This window comes from Rhizobium sp. FKL33 (assembly GCF_005222915.1).
Classification (GTDB): Bacteria; Pseudomonadota; Alphaproteobacteria; order Rhizobiales; family Rhizobiaceae; genus Rhizobium_E.
In genome coordinates this window covers 22,487-39,702 of sequence record NZ_STFX01000003.1, presented here as the reverse complement: position 1 = coordinate 39,702, position 17,216 = coordinate 22,487, and the positions used below count along the sequence as shown (strand labels likewise).

Here is a 17,216-nt window from a genome sequence, read left to right as displayed (position 1 = left end):
GCAGGTCGGAGCGAGGACAGGAAGGAGAGGCGCCATCACGATCGGTTGAAGAGGTCAGGCGCGGCGGATGAGGAAGACATGCCCCTGGTCGCTGCGCTCCTGCGCGAGCAGCGCATGTCCATCCTCATGGCAGAAATGCGGGATGTCGAGACCGGCGAGAGGATCGGTGGTGAGAACGCGCACCAAAGCGCCGCTGGTCAGCGACGCCATCGCCTTGCGAGACTTGAGAACCGGCAACGGGCATTTCAGGCCCTTGAGATCGAGCACGAGGTCGGGCTCGTGCGCCTCCATCACCAGACTTTCCAGAACGGCTTTTTCTGCTCGGGCGCGGGGGCGGTCTGGACTGGCGCGGCGGGCTGCTCGGCGGCAGCGACGTCGCCAGCCGGCTTTGCGACAGTCGTAACGGGCTTAACAGTGCCGGTGTGAGCGGCTTTTTGCTGAGGCGTCGCCGCGGCTGTGGCCTGCGGCAGAGCGGCTGCGGCCGGATCGGCGCTCGCCTGCTGGGTCGGCGCGCTTGCAGGCGGCTTGCGGCGGAAGAAGGACCAGACGGAACCGTCGTCCTGCGCCGCCGGCTGGGCGGCGGCCTGCATGACCGGCTTGATCGGGTTGGGCTGAGGAATCGGCGCCTTCACGCGACCCTGGGCCTTGGCGAGCCGTTCTTCTTCCTTGCGCTTGGCTTCCTCGGCCTTCTTGCGCGCTTCTAGCTCGGCGACCGAAATGTACTCGACCTTCGGCGGCTCGTTGTTCTTGATCGCCTCGACCTTGGCGTAAGCCGCCGAATAGCTGGTGACGGTGTCAGAGGTCGGGGTCAGCTTGGCGGAGGGGTCGACAAGCACATATTCGGCGTCGTTCGGAATGTTTTTCTTCTTGCCCTTCCGGCGCTCGAGGCGTTCCTGCGCCTTGCGGTCGAATTCCGCGACATCCTTCCAGTCGTTCGGGCCCCATTTGGCGGAGGCCTTGGCGAATTCAGTCTGATAGGTCTTGTCATAGGTGGCGTAAGCGCTGAGCAGCGCCTGCGGCGTGGAATCGGCCGGGCACTTGCCCGTGGCGCTGAAGCGACCGCCGGTCTGATTGAAGACATATTTCTTCTCGCAGACCTCGACTTCCGGAGGCCGCTTGGTGATCTCGAAATAGTCGTAGCCGGTCTTGAGATTCTGCCAGAACGGATAATGTTCCGAATAGCGGTGCTTGGCCATGTTCTCCGCCGTCATGCGGAAGGGGAAGGCCTGGATCTGGAAGGCTTTCTGGCCGCTGCGGAAGGCGTCGCGCGCAAAAGCGTAGATCTGCAGCACGGCGGCGTCCGACATCGAATAACATCCGGACGACGAGCAGGCGCCATGCACCATCAGATTGCTTCCCGACCGGCCATAGGCGCGGTCATATTTGTTGGGATAGCCGATGTTGAAGGACAGATAATAGCTGGAATTCGGGTTCATCTGGCCCGGCGTGACGGTGTAGAAGCCTTCGGGCGCCTGGCGGTCGCCTTCCTTCTTCTTCGGGCCCAACTGGCCGGACCAGGCGCAGATCGGATAGGTGGCGACCAGCTGGTAGCGGTTGTTCACATCCGCCTTCCAGATCTCCATCACCTCTTCTTCCTTGAAGATGCGCATCATGATCGGGGACGACAGCGAGATGTTCAGCTTGCGCAGCTTCTGCTGCATCTTGGCCGGAAGCGGATGTTCGAGGCGATTGTTGACTGCGACGATTTCCAACGTGTCCTGGGTGCAGCCACTCAGCGCCCCGAGCGCGAGAGCCATCGCCAAACCCATGCCGATACGCTTTGCAACCATGTCCGCCATCACTTCAAGAGCCCAATCCGGGCCGGGAATCACGTCATTTACGCCTTATAGGACAGAATCTGTTAACGGAATATTCACGTCCCGTTAATCATATCAAAGCCCTAGCGTCACAGAGACGCCCTTTCGGCGGCGCTATGAAAGAGCGGCGCGAATATGGCCGAGTTTTGGCGCGGTTCCGCGAAAACCTTACAGATTGCGGCCCATTTCGAGAAATTTCTGCCGGCGCTCGGCGCGCAGGTCATTTTTCTGCGCCAGATCGGCCAAGGCGCCCGCGATCACGTCGCCGGTGGCGGCGATGACGCGTTCCGGGTCACGATGGGCGCCGCCCACCGGCTCGGCGATGATGCCGTCGATGACGCCGAGCGCCTTCAGATCCTCGGCGGTGATCTTCATGTTGGAGGCGGCCTCCTTCGCGCGGGCGGAATCGCGCCACAGAATCGAGGCCGCGCCTTCCGGCGAAATCACCGAATAGATGGAGTGTTCGAGCATATAGACGCGATTGCCGGTGGCGATGGCGATCGCGCCGCCCGAGCCGCCTTCGCCGATGATCACCGAGACGATCGGCACCCGGGCGTTCAGGCACATTTCGGTCGAGCGGGCGATGGCTTCGGCCTGACCGCGCTCCTCGGCGCCGACGCCGGGATAGGCGCCCGCGGTGTCGACCAAAGTTACGATCGGCATGTTGAAGCGATCGGCGAGTTCCATGATGCGGATCGCCTTGCGGTAGCCTTCCGGACGCGCCGACCCGAAATTGTGCTTGAGGCGCGACTTGGTGTCGTTGCCTTTTTCCTGGCCGATCAGCGCCACCGGCTGGCCGCGAAAGCGGGCGAAGCCGGCCTGGATGGCGTCGTCATTGGCGAATTTGCGGTCGCCGGCGAGCGGCGTGAATTCCGTGAACAGCGCCTTCTGATATTCGACGAAATGCGGCCGCTGCGGATGGCGGGCGACCTGCGTCTTCTGCCACGGCGTCAGCTTGGAATAGATGTCGGCCATGGCGTCGCGCGCGCGGGCTTCCAGCCGGCCGATCTCTTCCGACGTGTCGATGCTCTCATTCTCTGTCGCGATATTCTTCAGTTCGAGAATCTTGCCTTCGAGATCGGAGATCGGTTTTTCGAAATCGAGATAATTGTACATCAGCTTCCGTTCCGGCTTTCCAGTTCAGCGTCTGGCCGTGGGTTTTGCGGGTCTAATCCCTGTTTTTGGCCTGTTTGGCAAGAGGGTGATGCGTTTCCACCAGTTCCCTGAGCTTTTCATCCAATACATGGGTATAGATTTGTGTCGTGGAAATGTCGGAATGTCCCAACAGTTCCTGCACCACGCGGAGATCCGCGCCATGGGCGAGCAGATGGCTGGCAAACGCGTGGCGGATCACATGCGGCGACAGCTTGTCGGCGGAGATTCCCGCCCGCGCGCCGAGCGCCTTGAGATCGCGGGCGAAAACCTGGCGGGCAAGATGGCCCGAGGCGCTGTCGGCGGGAAACAGGAAATCGAACTCGCGGTCGCCATGGATGCGCCGCAACTCCTCTCCGAAGGCCGCGAGCGCAGAGATCGCGGCCCGGGTCAACGGAACCAGCCGATCCTTGTTTCCCTTGCCTTTAATGATCAGGAAGCGCCCTTCTTCAGCCAGAACGCGGGCCGGCAGCGAGACGAGCTCGCTCACCCGCATGCCGGTGGCGTAGCAGAGTTCGACGAGCGCGAGCAGCCTGAGACGGTCGAGCCTGCCCGGCCCTTCCGCTTTCGCCTCTTCGGCGGCCAAAGCCAGCAATCTGTTGACGTCGGTCTCGCTCAGCGTTTTCGGCAGCGCCCGGCCCTTTTTCGGCGCGTCGAGAATGCCGGTGGGATCGTCGCCGCGGAGGTTTTCCGCATAGAGAAACTTGTAGAACTGCCGGATCGCCGAGAGCCTCCGCGCCTGGGAGGACGCCTTGTAGCCCTCCTGGGTCATATAGGAGAGAAAAGCCTTTAGATCGTCCGAACTCGCCGTCAACAAAGTAGCGCCGCGCGTTTTCAGGAAGGCGCGGACTTCGTCGAGGTCCTTTTCATAGGAAACGAGCGTGTTGTGCGCCGCGCCGCGCTCGGCGCTCATCATCTCCAGAAAGGCCTCCGCATGCGCCGCCGAGAGATCGTTCATCGCACCTGCCTCATGGCGTGGGATTGGTGCGGGCGGCCGGGATTTCGATCACCGCCGGCCGTTCGCGCGGCTCCACCAGATAAGCGAGCGAAAACAGGATGGCGTAGACGAATCCGGCGAGAATGGCGCACCAATAGAGAAATCTGAAAAGGGTGGGCATGGGCCTCGACATCCGGCGGACTTCTGGACAGACCGCGAAACTAGTTCCCAAACTCTTTACAGAGTCCTTCGAAATTGAGCAAATCCCGGTGGTCCTTTCCGCCGCCGCTTGACGCAAGCGCGAGTTTTTCCGATAGGAACCGGGGATGATGGCGGTCGCGAGACCGTAGAAGGGGTCAAATGGACGTGTTCAGCCACGCCGGCAACGAAAGCGCCGAACGCGCGCGCCGGGCGCTCGGCAAGCGCAATCTCGTTCTCGTCGGGCTGATGGGGGCGGGAAAATCGGCGATCGGCAAGATCGTCGCCCATGAACTCAACATTCCCTTTGTCGATTCCGACCATGAGATCGAGCGCGTTTCGCGCATGACCATCTCCGAACTCTTCGCCGCCTATGGCGAACCGGAATTCCGCAAGCTCGAAAGCCGGGTGATCCGGCGGCTCCTGCGCACCGGTCCGCGCGTGCTGTCAACAGGCGGCGGCGCCTTCATGACGGCCGAAACCCGCGACGCCATCCGCAACAACGGCCTGTCGCTCTGGCTCGACGCCGATCTCGACACGCTGTGGGAGCGGGTGAGCAAACGCGACACGCGGCCGCTGCTGCGCACGGAGAACCCCAAGAAGACGCTCGAAGACCTGATGATCGCCCGCTACCCGACATATGCGCAGGCGCATCTGAAAGTGAAATCGCGCGATGTGAAAAAAGAGCAGGTGGCGGACGAGGTGATCGCGGCGATCGCCGGAACCCTTCCTAAGCCCGAGAATGGAAAAGACCCATGAGCATTGAGGCTGCCCGCACCGTTCACGTCGATCTCGGCGACCGCGCCTACGACATTCTGATCGGCCCCGGCCTGATCGCCAAAGCCGGCGAGGCCATCGCCAGCCGCCTCAAGGGCAAGCGCATGGCCGTGATCACCGACGAGCATGTCGGCGCGATTTATCTCGGCCAGCTGACCGACAGCCTCGCGGCCCAGGGCATCTCGGTCTATCCGCTGACCCTGCCCGCTGGCGAGAAGACCAAGAGCTATGAGCATCTGATGGCGGTCACCGACCACGTGCTCGACGCCAAGATCGAGCGAAACGACGCAGTGATCGCGCTCGGCGGCGGCGTGATCGGCGATCTCACCGGCTTTGCCGCCGGCATCGTGCGCCGCGGAACCCGCTTCATCCAGATCCCGACCTCGCTCTTGTCCCAGGTCGATTCCTCCGTCGGCGGCAAGACCGGCATCAATGCGCGGCAGGGCAAGAACCTGATCGGCGTCTTCCACCAGCCCGATCTCGTGCTGGCCGACACGGACACGCTGACCACGCTCACGCCCCGCGAATTCCGCGCCGGCTATGCCGAAGTCGCCAAATACGGCCTGATCGACAAGCCCGACTTCTTCGAATGGCTGGAGGCGAACTGGCGCGACGTCTATGCCGGCGGCGACGCCCGCATCCACGCCATCGCCGTGTCCTGCCAGGCCAAGGCCGATGTCGTGGCCAAGGACGAGCGCGAAAACGGTTTGCGGGCGCTGCTCAATCTCGGCCACACCTTCGGCCATGCGCTCGAAGCCGCAACCGCTTACGATTCCGCCCGACTTGTGCATGGCGAGGGCGTATCGATCGGTATGGTGCTCGCGCATCAGTTTTCGGCGCGCATGAATCTCGCGAGCCCCGATCTGGCGTCCCGCGTCGAGGCGCATCTCAAGGCCGTCGGCCTGCCGACGCGCATGGAGGAAATCCCAGGCGAACTGCCGCCGGCGGAGGCGCTGCTCGAGGCCATAACCCAGGACAAGAAGGTCAAGGGCGGCAAGCTCACTTTTATCCTGACCAGGGGCTTGGGCGAAAGCTTCGTCGCCGACGATGTGCCGGCTTCCGAAGTCCTGTCTTTCCTTAAGGAAAAGCGAGGCTGAGATCATGCGCGACACCGGCTTCTGGGGACGTCTCTGGCTGTCCCTGATCGGGCGGCCCGACCCTGTCGCCGAAGCCGAAGGCCATGACGAAGGCCCCGCCTCGCCGCAGAACGGGCGGAACGGCGCCCAGAACGGCCGCGACAAGCCGCAGGGCTGGGCCGAACTCGACGAGCGCGAGATCGCTGACATCCTCATCCACCGCACCCGGATGAAGGCGCTCAACGCCGACGATCCGCCCGAGATCAATATCAGGGCGATCCTCGACAGCCCCTTCACCCGCATGCCGGTCTGGCGCGGCTCGATCGACAATATCATCGGCGTCTTGCATTCCAAGGATCTGCTCAGAGCGCTCGCCGAGCCCGGCGCCACCGCCGAGACGCTCGATATCGTCAAGATCTCCGACAAGCCCTGGTTCGTGCCCGAGACCACCAGCCTGCGCGACCAGCTCGGCGCTTTCCTCAAGCGCAACACGCATTTCGCCATCGTCGTCGACGAATATGGCGACATGCAGGGCATGGTCACCATGCAGGACATTCTCGAAGACGTGCTCGGCGACATGACCGACGACCGCGACATCGGCCTGCAGGGGGTGCGCAAGGAGGCGGATGGCTCCATCGTCGTCGATGGCGCGGTCACCGTGCGCGATCTCAACCGCGCGATGGGCTGGAGCTTGCCGGACAGCGAAGCCACCACCATCGCCGGCCTCGTCATTCACGAGTCGCGATCCATTCCTGACGAACGTCAGGCCTTCACCTTTCACGGCAAGCGCTTTATCGTGATGAAACGGCTCAAGAACCGCGTCACGCGCCTCAGAATCCGCCCTGCAGAGGCTGTCGCGACCGCCAAGACCAAGCGCGCGACGCAACCTTGATTTAATCGATTGAAATGGCTAGTTTCCGGCCAGCATGAACACCGGGAGAAGACCGTGACGACCATCCTCGAAAAGTTGAAGGACGCAGCCCAGGCCACCAAGGCCACCGACATCCGCGCCGCCTTCGCCGCCGACTCCGGCCGATTCGACGCCTATCACGCCTGGTTCGAAGACCTGCTGATGGATTATTCGAAAACGGCCGTGAACAAGGAGATCATGGCGCTCCTGACCGAGCTCGCCGCCGCCGCCGATGTCGCGGGCAAGCGCGAGGCGATGTTCAAGGGTGAGATCATCAATTTCACCGAAGGCCGCGCCGTTCTCCACACCGCGCTCCGCAACCGCTCCAACGCCCCCGTGCTCGTCGACGGCAAGGATGTGATGGGCGACGTCAACGCCGTCATCGCCGCCATGGGCAAGTTCGCCGAAGGCGTGCGCTCAGGCGCGATCACCGGCGCCACCGGCAAGACGATCACCGACGTCGTCAATATCGGCATCGGCGGCTCCGATCTCGGCCCCGTCATGACGACGCTGGCGCTCGCGCCCTATCACGACGGCCCGCGCCTGCATTACGTCTCCAATATCGACGCGGCCCATATCGCCGACACGCTGAAGCTTCTCGATCCCGAGACCTCGCTGTTCATCGTGGCGTCCAAGACCTTCACCACCATCGAGACGATGACGAATGCGCAGACGGCGCGCGCCTTCATCGCCAAGGCGCTCGGCGAAGGCGCCGTGCAGCATCATTTCGCCGCCGTCTCGACCGCGCTCGACAAGGTCGCCGCTTTCGGCATCGACCCCAACCGTGTGTTCGGTTTCTGGGATTGGGTCGGCGGCCGTTACTCGATCTGGTCGGCCATCGGCCTGCCGCTGATGATCGCCATCGGCGAAAAGGCGTTCGGCGAATTCCTCGACGGCGCGCATGCGATGGACAACCACTTCCGCTCGGCGCCGCTCAACAAGAACCTGCCGCTGATCCTCGGCCTGATCGGCTTCTACCAGCGCAACGTTCTCGGCTACACCTCGCGCGCCGTCATTCCCTACGACCAGCGCCTCAGCCGCTTTCCGGCCTATCTGCAGCAGCTCGACATGGAATCGAACGGCAAGGGCGTGACCATGGACGGCAGCCCCGTGAACGGCTCCTCCGGTCCCGTCGTCTGGGGCGAACCCGGCACAAACGGCCAGCACGCCTTCTTCCAGCTCCTGCATCAGGGCACCGACACGATCCCGGTCGAATTCATGATCGCCAAAACCGGCTTCGAACCTGAGCTGCGCTATCAGCACGAGCTCCTGATGTCGAATTGCCTGGCGCAGTCGCAAGCGCTTCTGAAAGGCCGCACGCTCGCAGAAGCCAAGGCGCAGCTTTCCGGCATGGGCTGGGATCAGGCCAAGATCGACCATATCGCCCCGCATCGCGTCTTCACCGGTAATCGTCCGTCGATCACCTTCGTCTATGATCGCCTGACGCCCTTTGCGCTCGGCCGCCTGATCGCGCTTTACGAACATCGCGTCTTCGTCGAGGGCGTGCTGTTCGGCATCAACTCCTTCGACCAGTGGGGCGTCGAACTCGGCAAGGAACTCGCGACCGGCCTCCTGCCGGTGGTGCAGGGCAAGAAGGGAACCGAGGGACTCGATTCCTCGACCGCCGGCCTCGTCGCCGCTTTGTCCTGATCATGATCCTGCGCGGGAGCATGCTGTTCCCGCGCTACTCCGGTGAGCGCCGATGAACTGGGACGACATCCGCATCTTCCTCGCCGTCGCCCGCACCGGCCAGATCCTCGCCGCCTCGCGCCGTCTCGGGCTCAATCACGCGACGCTGTCGCGGCGGTTGACGTCTCTGGAAGAGGCGCTGGAAACCCGCCTGTTCATCCGGCGCACCAATGGCTGCGAGCTCACCGCCGAAGGCGAAACCTTCCTTCTCTCCGCCGAGCGGATGGAAACCGAAATGCTGGAGGCGCAGGCTCGGCTGGGCCGCACCGATGCGGCGATTGCCGGCACCGTGCGCATCGGCGCCCCCGACGGCTTCGGCGTCTCTTTCCTCGCCCCGCGCATGGGCCGGCTGATCGAGCGCCATCCGGAACTGCGCATTCAGTTGGTGCCGGTGCCGCGCTCCTTTTCGCTCTCCAGCCGCGAGGCCGATATCGCCGTCACGCTCGAACGGCCTGAGCAGGGCCGTCTCGTCTCCTCCAAGCTCACGGACTATACGCTGGGCCTCTACGCCTCGCGCAGCTATGTCGACCGTTTCGGTCTGCCTGTCGACGCCGAGGACCTCAAGTCTCATCGACGCATCGGCTATGTGGAAGACCTGATCTTCTCGCAGTCGCTGAATTTCACCGGCGAGGTGATGCGCAACTGGTCGGCCGGCTTCGAGATTTCCTCGGCGATCGGCCAGACCGAGGCTGTCCGGGCCGGCGCGGGCGTCTGCATTCTGCACAATTACATCGCCCGCCAATATCCGGATCTGCTGCGGGTGCTGCCGGAGATCTCGATCACCCGCAGCTACTGGACGATCTTCCACGAAAGCGTGCGCGATCTCGCCCGCGTCCGGATCGTCGCGGACTTCCTGCACGAGATCGTGCGCGAGGAAAAAGGGGCCTGGTGAGACCGTTTCACGCCGGCTCGGCCCGTTAGCCGGCGAATAAACCATCGATATTAACCGTCATTTCTGGGTATGGTTTCAAAAGTCTTGCGCTTTCGGCGGCGATAGTGCTGTAAGGCCGCAAGAGCCGCAGTCGTTTTCGGGGGCACGCGTGAAAAACAACGTCAAATTCACCAGCAAACTTCGCTACTGGTTCGACCAGACCATGGCGGCCGGCACCGGCGCGCTGATCGGCTGGCTCGGAATCATCTCGCTGGTCATCATCATGGTGTTCGGCGCGATCATATCGGTAACCGGACTGACCCAGGCGGATGGCGAGGCGCTGACTTTCGCCGAAGCCATGTGGGAATCGCTGATGCGCACGCTCGACGCCGGCACCATGGGAGGCGACACCGGCTGGATGTTCCGCTTCGTCATGCTGCTGGTGACGCTGGCCGGAATCTTCGTCGTCTCGACGCTCATCGGTATTCTCTCGTCGGGCATCGAGAGCAAGCTGGACGAGCTGCGCAAGGGCCGCTCGCAGGTGCTGGAAGAAGAGCACACGATCATTCTCAACTGGTCGCCGTCGATCTTCGACGTGATCTCCGAACTGGTCATCGCCAATGAGAGCCGCCGCAATCCGCGCATCGTCATCATGGCCGATCGCGACAAGGTGGAGATGGAAGACGACATCGCCGCCAAGATCGACGACCTCAAGAACACCAAAGTCATCTGCCGCTCGGGCGATCCGACCGATCTGACCGATCTCGCCATCGTCAACCCCAACGCCTCGCGCTCGATCGTCATTCTCTCGCCCGACGCCGCCGATCCCGATTCCAGCGTCATCAAGACGATCCTGGCGATCACCCAGAATCCGAACCGCCGGACCGACAAATACCGGATCGCGGCTGAGATCCGCGACATCCACAATGCCGAACTGGCGAACATCGTCGGCGGAGACGAAACCCAGCTGGTGCTCGCCGACGATCTCATCTCGCGCATCGTCGTCCATTCCAGCCGCCAGCCGGGCCTGAGCGCCGTCTATACCGAGCTCCTCGATTTCGACGGCTCAGAAATCTATACGATCACAGCCGAACAGCTCGCCGGCCGCTATTACGGCCAGGGTTGCCTGGCCTTCGAAACCTCGACGCTGATCGGCCTGGTCACCACGGACGGCAAGGTCGAGCTGAACCCGGCCAAGGATCGGAAGATCCTCGCCGAGGAGCGCCTGATCGTGATCGCGGAGGACGACGACGCCATCGAGATCAAGGGCCTGCAGAACAGCATCGACACCTCGATGTTCAACGCTGCCCGCACCGATACGATCAAACCGGAACGAACTCTGCTGCTCGGCTGGAACCGTCGCGCCCCGATGATCGCCACGGAACTGTCGCGCTTCGTGGCGCCGGGCTCGGTGCTGACCATCGTCGCCGACACCCCCGACCTCGCCGGCAAGACCGCAGGCATCCGCCTCGCCTCCGACAATCTCACGCTCGATATCCGCAACGCCAATTCGTCGTCGCGCGCCGAGATCCGCGCGCTGGATCCCTTGTCCTACGATCACATCCTGGTGCTCGGCTATAACGAGGACCTCGATCCGCAGCCCGCCGACACCCGCACGCTGGTGACGCTGCTGCATCTGCGGCAGGTGGCCGAGGAAGCCGGTCGCCGCTCCAGCGTCGTCTCGGAAATGATCGACGTGCGCAACCGCGAACTGGCCGAAGTCTCCAAGGCCGACGATTTCGTGGTCAGCAACAAGCTGGTCAGCCTGATGCTGGCGCAGGCCGCCGAAAACGAATTCATGTCGCGCATCTTCGGCAGCCTGCTCGACGAGGAAGGCGCGGAACTCTATCTCCGTCCCGCCTCCAACTATGTGCAGCCCGGCGCCACCGTGGATTTCTACCAGCTGACCCTGGCCGGCCTGATGCGCGGCGAGACCGTGATCGGCTATCGCCAGCGCGGCGTCAGCGCCGACGACCGCCGCCTCGGCGGGGTCAAGATCAACCCGGTCAAGTCCCAGAAAGTCACCTTCTCGGAAGGCGATCAGGTGGTCGTGCTGGCCTCCAACGGCTGAGACGGCGATATTTCTGCGGAGGGCGGCGTTTCGCGCCGCCATCCGCCCTTTTCCGGGTCTCGGAAATAGGCCATAGCTTGCATGAAAAAGAACCATGCAAGGCTTGGCAATGACCGCTTTCGATGTGCTCACGATCGGCAATGCGATCGTCGACATTCTCTCCCGCTGCGAAGAAGATTTTCTCGTCGACAACCAGATCGCCAAGGGCGCGATGAATCTCATCGACGCCGAGCGGTCGGCGCTTCTCTATTCGCGCATGGGGCCGGCGATCGAAGCCTCGGGCGGCAGCGCCGGCAACACCGCCTCGGGCGTCGCGAGCTTCGGCGGCAAGGCGGCCTATTTCGGCAAGACCTCAAAAGACAAGCTCGGCGAGATCTTCGCCCATGACATGAAGGCGCAGGGCGTGCATTTCGCCACTCCGCCGCTCGGCGGCACGCCGCCCACCGCAAGCTCGATGATCTTCATCACACCCGATGGCGAGCGTTCGATGAACACGTTTCTCGGCGCCTGCGTCGAACTGGGCGTCGAGGATGTCGAGCCAGAGGTGGTCGCCAATTCCAAGGTCACCTATTTCGAAGGCTATCTCTGGGATCCGCCGCGCGCCAAGCAGGCGATCCGCGAATGCGCACGCATCGCCCATGAGCATGGACGCGAAATGTCGATGACGCTGTCGGACAGTTTCTGCGTCGACCGCTGGCGCGACGAATTCCTGGACCTGATGCGCTCGAAGACGGTCGACATCGTCTTCGCCAATCGCGCCGAACTGCTGGCGCTCTACCAGACCTCGGATTTCGACGGCGCGCTCGACCAGATCGCGCGGGACTGCGACCTCGCCGCCGTAACGCTCAGCGAGGAAGGCTCGATCATCGTCGCCAAGGGCGAGCGCATTCCGGTTCAACCGCTTGCGGTGGACAAGGTGGTGGACACGACGGGCGCCGGCGATCTCTATGCGGCCGGCTTCCTGTTCGGCTACACCAACGGCTTCGGTCTTTCCGATTGCGGTCGATTCGGCAGCCTGGCCGCCGGCCTGGTGATCCAGCAGATCGGTCCGCGCCTGCAAACCTCGCTGCGGCAGGCCGCTCGCGACGCCGGCTTTATTTTGTGAAGGCCTCGCCCGGATAAGCGCCCCAGATCTCGGCCTGGCTCACCCAGCCTTCGACGCCCTGCGCCTCGCCGTGGCACCATTGGCCATTGCATTCATCGATCTTGAGAACCACGCCCGGCTGCAGCCGGGCGACGACGGCGGCGCTGTCGCGCGAATCGCCGCGCATATTGACGAACACGTCTTCGCCCTTGTTGCGCATCCACGGCGCGGCCAGCGCGCTGCGATCGCCCGACAGGAGCGAGTGGAACACCCAGCCTTCCGCCCCCTCGGCGTCGCGAATGCGCCGCCAATTGTCATATTCCTGGATGACCTCGACCGGCAGGCCCGATTTCGTATAGAGCCAGGACACCGCGTAATCCTGCCCGGGCCCGACGCGCAGATTGACCTTCCTGGCCTTGAGCGACACGAAACGCGGCAGCGGCAGCCCGCTCGAACCCTTGGCCGCCTGGGCGAGCGCATCCAGCGGCCCGACGAGACCGACAAGAAGGGCGAGGACGCCGGCGGTGAAAGCAACGGATTTGCGTTTTGTCATGTCTATGCTCCGGCCAGACCAAACGCCGGGGAAGAACGGGGCCAGACGCTGTCCTCGAAAAAGGAAGCGATTGTTTTCACAGGCGGGTCTGATTAAGACTATGCTTACCGCTGGGAGCATCGCCCAACTTGGTTAACGGGCCGTCAACAGGATCGCGGAAGCAGGCATGCCGAACAAGAAAAAGCCTCTGGTCTATATCACCCGCAAGCTGCCCGATCCGGTGGAAACCCGGATGCGCGAATTGTTCGAGGCCGAGCTGAATATCGACGATGCGCCGCGCTCGCGCGAAGAACTCGCCGCCGCCATGACCCGCGCCGACGTTCTAGTTCCCACCGTAACCGACCGGATCGACGCCGAACTGATCGAGGCCGCCGGCCCGCAGCTGAAGCTGATCGCCAGTTTTTCCAATGGCATCGACCATGTCGACGTCGAGGCCGCTGCGCGTAAGGGCATCACCGTCACCAACACGCCGAATGTGCTCACCGAAGACACCGCCGACATGGCGATGGCGCTGATCCTCGCCGTGCCGCGCCGGCTCGCCGAAGGCGCACGCGTGCTGACCGACCGCAAGGGCGACTGGGAAGGCTGGTCGCCCACCTGGATGCTCGGCCACCGGATCTGGGGCAAACGGCTGGGGATCATCGGCATGGGCCGCATCGGCACGGCGGTGGCCCGGCGCGCCAAGGCCTTCGGCCTCGCCATCCATTATCACAATCGCCATCGGGTCAGCCCGCAGACCGAGGCGTCGCTCGAAGCGACCTACTGGGACAGCCTCGACCAGATGCTGGCCCGCGTCGATATCGTCTCGGTCAATTGCCCCTCGACGCCCGCCACCTATCATCTGATGTCGGCGCGGCGGCTGGCGCTGATGCAGCCGACAAGCTATCTGGTGAACACCGCCCGCGGCGGCGTGGTGGACGAAACCGCGCTGATCAAATGCATCCGCGAGGGCAAGATCGCCGGCGCCGGCCTCGACGTGTTCGAGAACGAACCGATCGTCAATCCGAAGCTCTTGAAGCTCGCGCATGAGAACAAGGTTGTGCTCCTGCCCCATATGAGTTCGGCGACGATCGAAAGCCGCATCGACATGGGCGAGAAGGTGATCATCAACATCCGCACCTATTTCGACGGCCACCGGCCGCCAGACCGCGTCTTGCCGCGGCGGGCCTGAACCGCGACCGCAAAGATCTGCTGTTACGTTGAGGTAACAGCCGGCTGCGGAAGCGGCCCGATGCCGGAAATGTGATGGGTCTTTGAAAGACGCCGCGGAAAGGGCGGCGCTAGACAGAGGGGGAATTCACCCTCCCCGGAAATTGCACCGAGTCCTTTATGCCCACAGAGATCGTCACCACGCGCCGCGCCATGCTGGCCGGCATGGCCTCCGCCACAGCTTTTCTTGCCGGCTGCGCCACAGACCGCACCCGCATCGCCAATCCGCCTGCGCCGCAACCGGTCATGCGGCCTGTGAACGCTCCCACCGAGGCGGAACTCGCTGTGATGTACGGCCCGGTCTCCGATGGCGGTTTCCTGATTCCGGCCATCCCTTATCAGCAGATGGATCCCAAATACTATCGCCAGCGCGTGATCGATCCGACCGGCGCAGCGCCCGGCACGGTGGTGGTCGACACGCCGAACCGCTTCCTCTATGTCGTCGAGCCCGGCGGCACCGCCATGCGTTACGGCGTCGGCATCGGCCGCGAGGGTTTCGCCTGGCAGGGCGAAGGCGTCATCCACTGGCGCCAGCCCTGGCCGCGCTGGAAGCCGCCGCAGGAAATGGTGGCGCGCCAGCCCGAACTTCAGCAATATTCGATCGAGAACGGCGGCATGGAGCCGGGTCTCAAAAACCCGCTCGGGGCGCGGGCGCTCTATATCTTCCAGAATAACCAGGACACGCTTTACCGCCTGCACGGCAATCCCGACTGGCGCTCGATCGGCAAAGCGGTATCATCAGGCTGCGTCCGGCTGATCAATCAGGATGTGATCGATCTCTATGAGCGCGTGCCCTATCACGCCCGGATCGTGGTGCGGCAGTAAGTATGAGATTTGGGCGGTCTCGGCGGGGCGGACGAGATCGCGGGAACGCCGGTACGGGAGTATCATGGACCTGCAACTCATTCGGAACGCGACATTGAAGCTTCGCTATGGCGGACTGACCATTCTCGTCGATCCCTACTTCGCCGACCGGCATAGTCTGCCGAGCTATACAGGCCGTTCGCCCAATCCCGCGGTCGATCTGCCGATGAGCATCGACGCTATTCTTTCCGGGGTCGATCTCGTCATCGTCTCTCATCTGCATTCCGATCATTTCGACGGCGTCGCCAAAGCCAGGCTTCCCAAGACGACACCGATCCTGTGCCAGCCGGGCGACGAGGATCAGATCCGCGGCGCCGGCTTTGTCGACGTGACGCCGCTCGACGACCGCGTGACCCGTGGAAAGGTCAGGTTTCACCGCCGCGCCGGCAGCCATGGGCTGGGCGCGGTGCTGGCCGAAATGGGGTCTGTCATGGGTTTCAGCCTCTCCGCCGAGGGGGAGCCGTCGCTCTATTGGGCGGGAGACACCGTGCTCTATCCGCCAGTCGCCGACACGATCGCGGACCTCAGCCCCGATGTGATCGTGACCCATTCCTGCGGCGCCCTCTGGAATGGCGATCCCATTGTCATGGACGCGGAAGAGACGCTGGCGGTTTGCAGATCGGCGCCCTGGGCCATCGTGGTCGCCACCCATCTCGACACGCTCGATCACGCCACGGTGTCGCGACAGGATCTGCGCGCCGCAGCAGACGCCGCAGGCGTGTCGCCTCAGCGTCTGGTCATTCCCCAGGACGGCGAAACGCTGCGTTACTCCCGGCTTTAGGCGCGGTCACTCCATCATCAGGATGTGATTGCGGACGACGGGATAGATCTCGTTGTCCCAGCGGCGACCGTTGAAGACGCCGTAATGGCCGACATTGGCCTGCAGGTGATGACGCTTGAGATGCGGGCGCAGCGACGAACAGAGATCATGCGCCGCCGCCGTCTGGCCCAGCGCGCAGATATCGTCGCGGCCGCCCTCGACGGTGAGCAGCGCCGTGCGGCGGATCTTGCCGGGATCGACCTTGCGGCCGCGATAATGGAACTGGCCGGTCGCCAGTTCGGCGCGGTGGAAGATGCGATCGATCGTCTCGATGTAGAATTCCTCGGTCAGGTCGAGCACGGCGAAATATTCGTCATAGAATGTCTTGATCTTTTCGGCCGCCTCGACCTCGCCGGCGGCCAGATGATCATAGAGCTTCTGATGCGCGGTCTTGTGGCGGTCCATGTTCATCGCCATGAAGGCGGTCAATTGCAGGAAGCCGGGATAGACCCGCCGTCCGCCGCCGCCATACCGATAGGGCACCGGCGAAATCACCGACTGTTCGAACCAGGCGAGCGATTTCGACACGGCGAATTCGTTGACCTCGGTCGGACTTTCGCGCGGATCTATCGGCCCGGCCATCAGCGTCATCGAGCGCGGCGTGGCCGGATTGTTGTCCTCCGACATCACCGCCACCGCGGCGAGACCCTGAACGCAGGGCTGACAGACAGCCAGAATATGCGCGCCCGGACCAATCTCCTCCAGAAAGCGGATGATATAGGCGATGTAGTCCTCGACCCCGAACTCGCCGGCAGAGAGCGGCACGTCGCGGGCGTTCTTCCAGTCGGTGATGTAGACGTCATGGTCGCGCAGAAGCGTTTCCACCGTGCCGCGCAGCAGGGTGGAGAAATGGCCCGACAGCGGCGCGATCACCAGCACCTTGGGCTGCGGCATTTCGATATCCTTGCGGAAATGCAGGAGATCGCCGAAGGGCAGGCTGAGGGCGACCTCCTCGGTCACATGGGCGTCGGCATTGCCTGTCGGCACGCGCTTGATGTCGAATGGCGGGCGGGCATGGGTGAGCTCATAACGCGACACCATTTCCAGCGTCGCGAGCCAGTGCCGGCCGAGCGCATGGTCGCGGACGGGGAAATTGGCGGAGAGCCAGTCCATCCATCCGCGCGCCATCATTCGGAGCGGGGCGACCATGTCGTCCTGGAGCTGGTAGGCCTGATAGAGCATCGCCAC

At 63.4% G+C, this 17,216-nt stretch carries 16 protein-coding genes and 1 pseudogene; 10 read left to right on the top strand and 7 right to left on the bottom strand.

What is annotated here, in order from left to right:
* Positions 1–54: 54 nt before the first annotated feature.
* The 5 genes from E8Q41_RS01610 to E8Q41_RS25450 form a co-directional block, all read right to left on the bottom strand.
* The gene (locus E8Q41_RS01610) at positions 55–291 is read right to left on the bottom strand and encodes a sulfurtransferase TusA family protein (protein WP_137153821.1); all 237 of its coding nucleotides are present in this window, start codon (positions 289–291) and stop codon (positions 55–57) included.
* The gene (locus E8Q41_RS01605) at positions 291–1,790 is read right to left on the bottom strand and encodes a murein L,D-transpeptidase family protein (RefSeq protein WP_137153749.1); all 1,500 of its coding nucleotides are present in this window, start codon (positions 1,788–1,790) and stop codon (positions 291–293) included. The genes E8Q41_RS01610 and E8Q41_RS01605 overlap by 1 nt, the downstream gene beginning before the upstream one ends.
* Positions 1,791–1,985: 195 nt before the next feature.
* Entirely contained in the window at positions 1,986–2,933 is a 948-nt protein-coding gene (locus E8Q41_RS01600) for an acetyl-CoA carboxylase carboxyltransferase subunit alpha (protein WP_137153748.1), read from the bottom strand.
* A 52-nt stretch (positions 2,934–2,985) separates the two neighbouring features.
* A complete protein-coding gene (locus tag E8Q41_RS01595; RefSeq protein ID WP_137153747.1) occupies positions 2,986–3,927 on the bottom strand; it encodes a site-specific tyrosine recombinase XerD in 942 nt (313 codons plus the stop codon).
* Positions 3,928–3,937: 10 nt separating this feature from the next.
* Positions 3,938–4,087 (bottom strand): hypothetical protein, encoded by a 150-nt coding sequence (locus E8Q41_RS25450; RefSeq protein WP_170976319.1) that lies wholly within the window; start codon positions 4,085–4,087, stop codon positions 3,938–3,940.
* A gap of 179 nt (positions 4,088–4,266) precedes the next feature.
* Here E8Q41_RS25450 and E8Q41_RS01590 point away from each other — a divergent pair, with 179 nt between their 5' ends.
* The 7 genes and pseudogenes from E8Q41_RS01590 (at position 4,267) to E8Q41_RS01560 (ending at position 12,603) form a co-directional block, all read left to right on the top strand.
* Complete coding sequence (locus E8Q41_RS01590) at positions 4,267–4,863, top strand: shikimate kinase (RefSeq protein WP_137153746.1); 597 nt, start codon at positions 4,267–4,269, stop codon at positions 4,861–4,863.
* Positions 4,860–5,978 (top strand): 3-dehydroquinate synthase, encoded by a 1,119-nt coding sequence (gene aroB / locus E8Q41_RS01585; protein ID WP_137153745.1) that lies wholly within the window; start codon positions 4,860–4,862, stop codon positions 5,976–5,978. The genes E8Q41_RS01590 and aroB overlap by 4 nt, the downstream gene beginning before the upstream one ends.
* Positions 5,979–6,114: 136 nt before the next feature.
* Positions 6,115–6,849: pseudogene (locus tag E8Q41_RS01580) on the top strand (transporter associated domain-containing protein); the annotation flags it as partial.
* Positions 6,850–6,903: 54 nt separating this feature from the next.
* A complete protein-coding gene (pgi, locus tag E8Q41_RS01575) occupies positions 6,904–8,517 on the top strand; it encodes a glucose-6-phosphate isomerase (RefSeq protein ID WP_137153743.1) in 1,614 nt (537 codons plus the stop codon).
* Positions 8,518–8,569: 52 nt separating this feature from the next.
* Positions 8,570–9,448: a LysR family transcriptional regulator gene (locus tag E8Q41_RS01570; protein ID WP_137153742.1), complete on the top strand. Its 879-nt coding sequence runs from the start codon at positions 8,570–8,572 to the stop codon at positions 9,446–9,448.
* Positions 9,449–9,596: 148 nt separating this feature from the next.
* On the top strand, positions 9,597–11,498 hold the full coding sequence (locus E8Q41_RS01565) for a hypothetical protein (RefSeq protein WP_246660046.1): 1,902 nt from the start codon (positions 9,597–9,599) through the stop codon (positions 11,496–11,498).
* Positions 11,499–11,607: 109 nt separating this feature from the next.
* Complete coding sequence (locus tag E8Q41_RS01560; RefSeq protein ID WP_137153819.1) at positions 11,608–12,603, top strand: adenosine kinase; 996 nt, start codon at positions 11,608–11,610, stop codon at positions 12,601–12,603.
* On the opposite strand, the gene E8Q41_RS01555 is transcribed toward E8Q41_RS01560, so the two are convergent.
* On the bottom strand, positions 12,593–13,135 hold the full coding sequence (locus E8Q41_RS01555; protein WP_137153741.1) for an SH3 domain-containing protein: 543 nt from the start codon (positions 13,133–13,135) through the stop codon (positions 12,593–12,595). The genes E8Q41_RS01560 and E8Q41_RS01555 overlap by 11 nt on opposite strands.
* A 166-nt stretch (positions 13,136–13,301) precedes the next feature.
* Here E8Q41_RS01555 and E8Q41_RS01550 point away from each other — a divergent pair, with 166 nt between their 5' ends.
* The 3 genes from E8Q41_RS01550 to E8Q41_RS01540 all read left to right on the top strand — a co-directional run bounded on the left by E8Q41_RS01550 (position 13,302) and on the right by E8Q41_RS01540 (position 15,989).
* Positions 13,302–14,306, top strand: a complete 1,005-nt coding sequence (locus E8Q41_RS01550; RefSeq protein WP_137153740.1) for a D-glycerate dehydrogenase — start codon at positions 13,302–13,304, stop codon at positions 14,304–14,306.
* Positions 14,307–14,464: 158 nt separating this feature from the next.
* Positions 14,465–15,169, top strand: a complete 705-nt coding sequence (locus E8Q41_RS01545; RefSeq protein WP_137153739.1) for a L,D-transpeptidase — start codon at positions 14,465–14,467, stop codon at positions 15,167–15,169.
* A 64-nt stretch (positions 15,170–15,233) separates the two neighbouring features.
* Positions 15,234–15,989, top strand: coding sequence for an MBL fold metallo-hydrolase (locus E8Q41_RS01540; RefSeq protein ID WP_137153738.1), 756 nt, complete (start codon positions 15,234–15,236; stop codon positions 15,987–15,989).
* Positions 15,990–15,995: 6 nt separating this feature from the next.
* Here the strand turns inward: E8Q41_RS01540 and phaZ are convergent, their stop codons facing one another.
* Complete coding sequence (gene phaZ / locus E8Q41_RS01535) at positions 15,996–17,210, bottom strand: polyhydroxyalkanoate depolymerase (RefSeq protein WP_137153737.1); 1,215 nt, start codon at positions 17,208–17,210, stop codon at positions 15,996–15,998.
* Positions 17,211–17,216 lie beyond the last annotated feature (6 nt).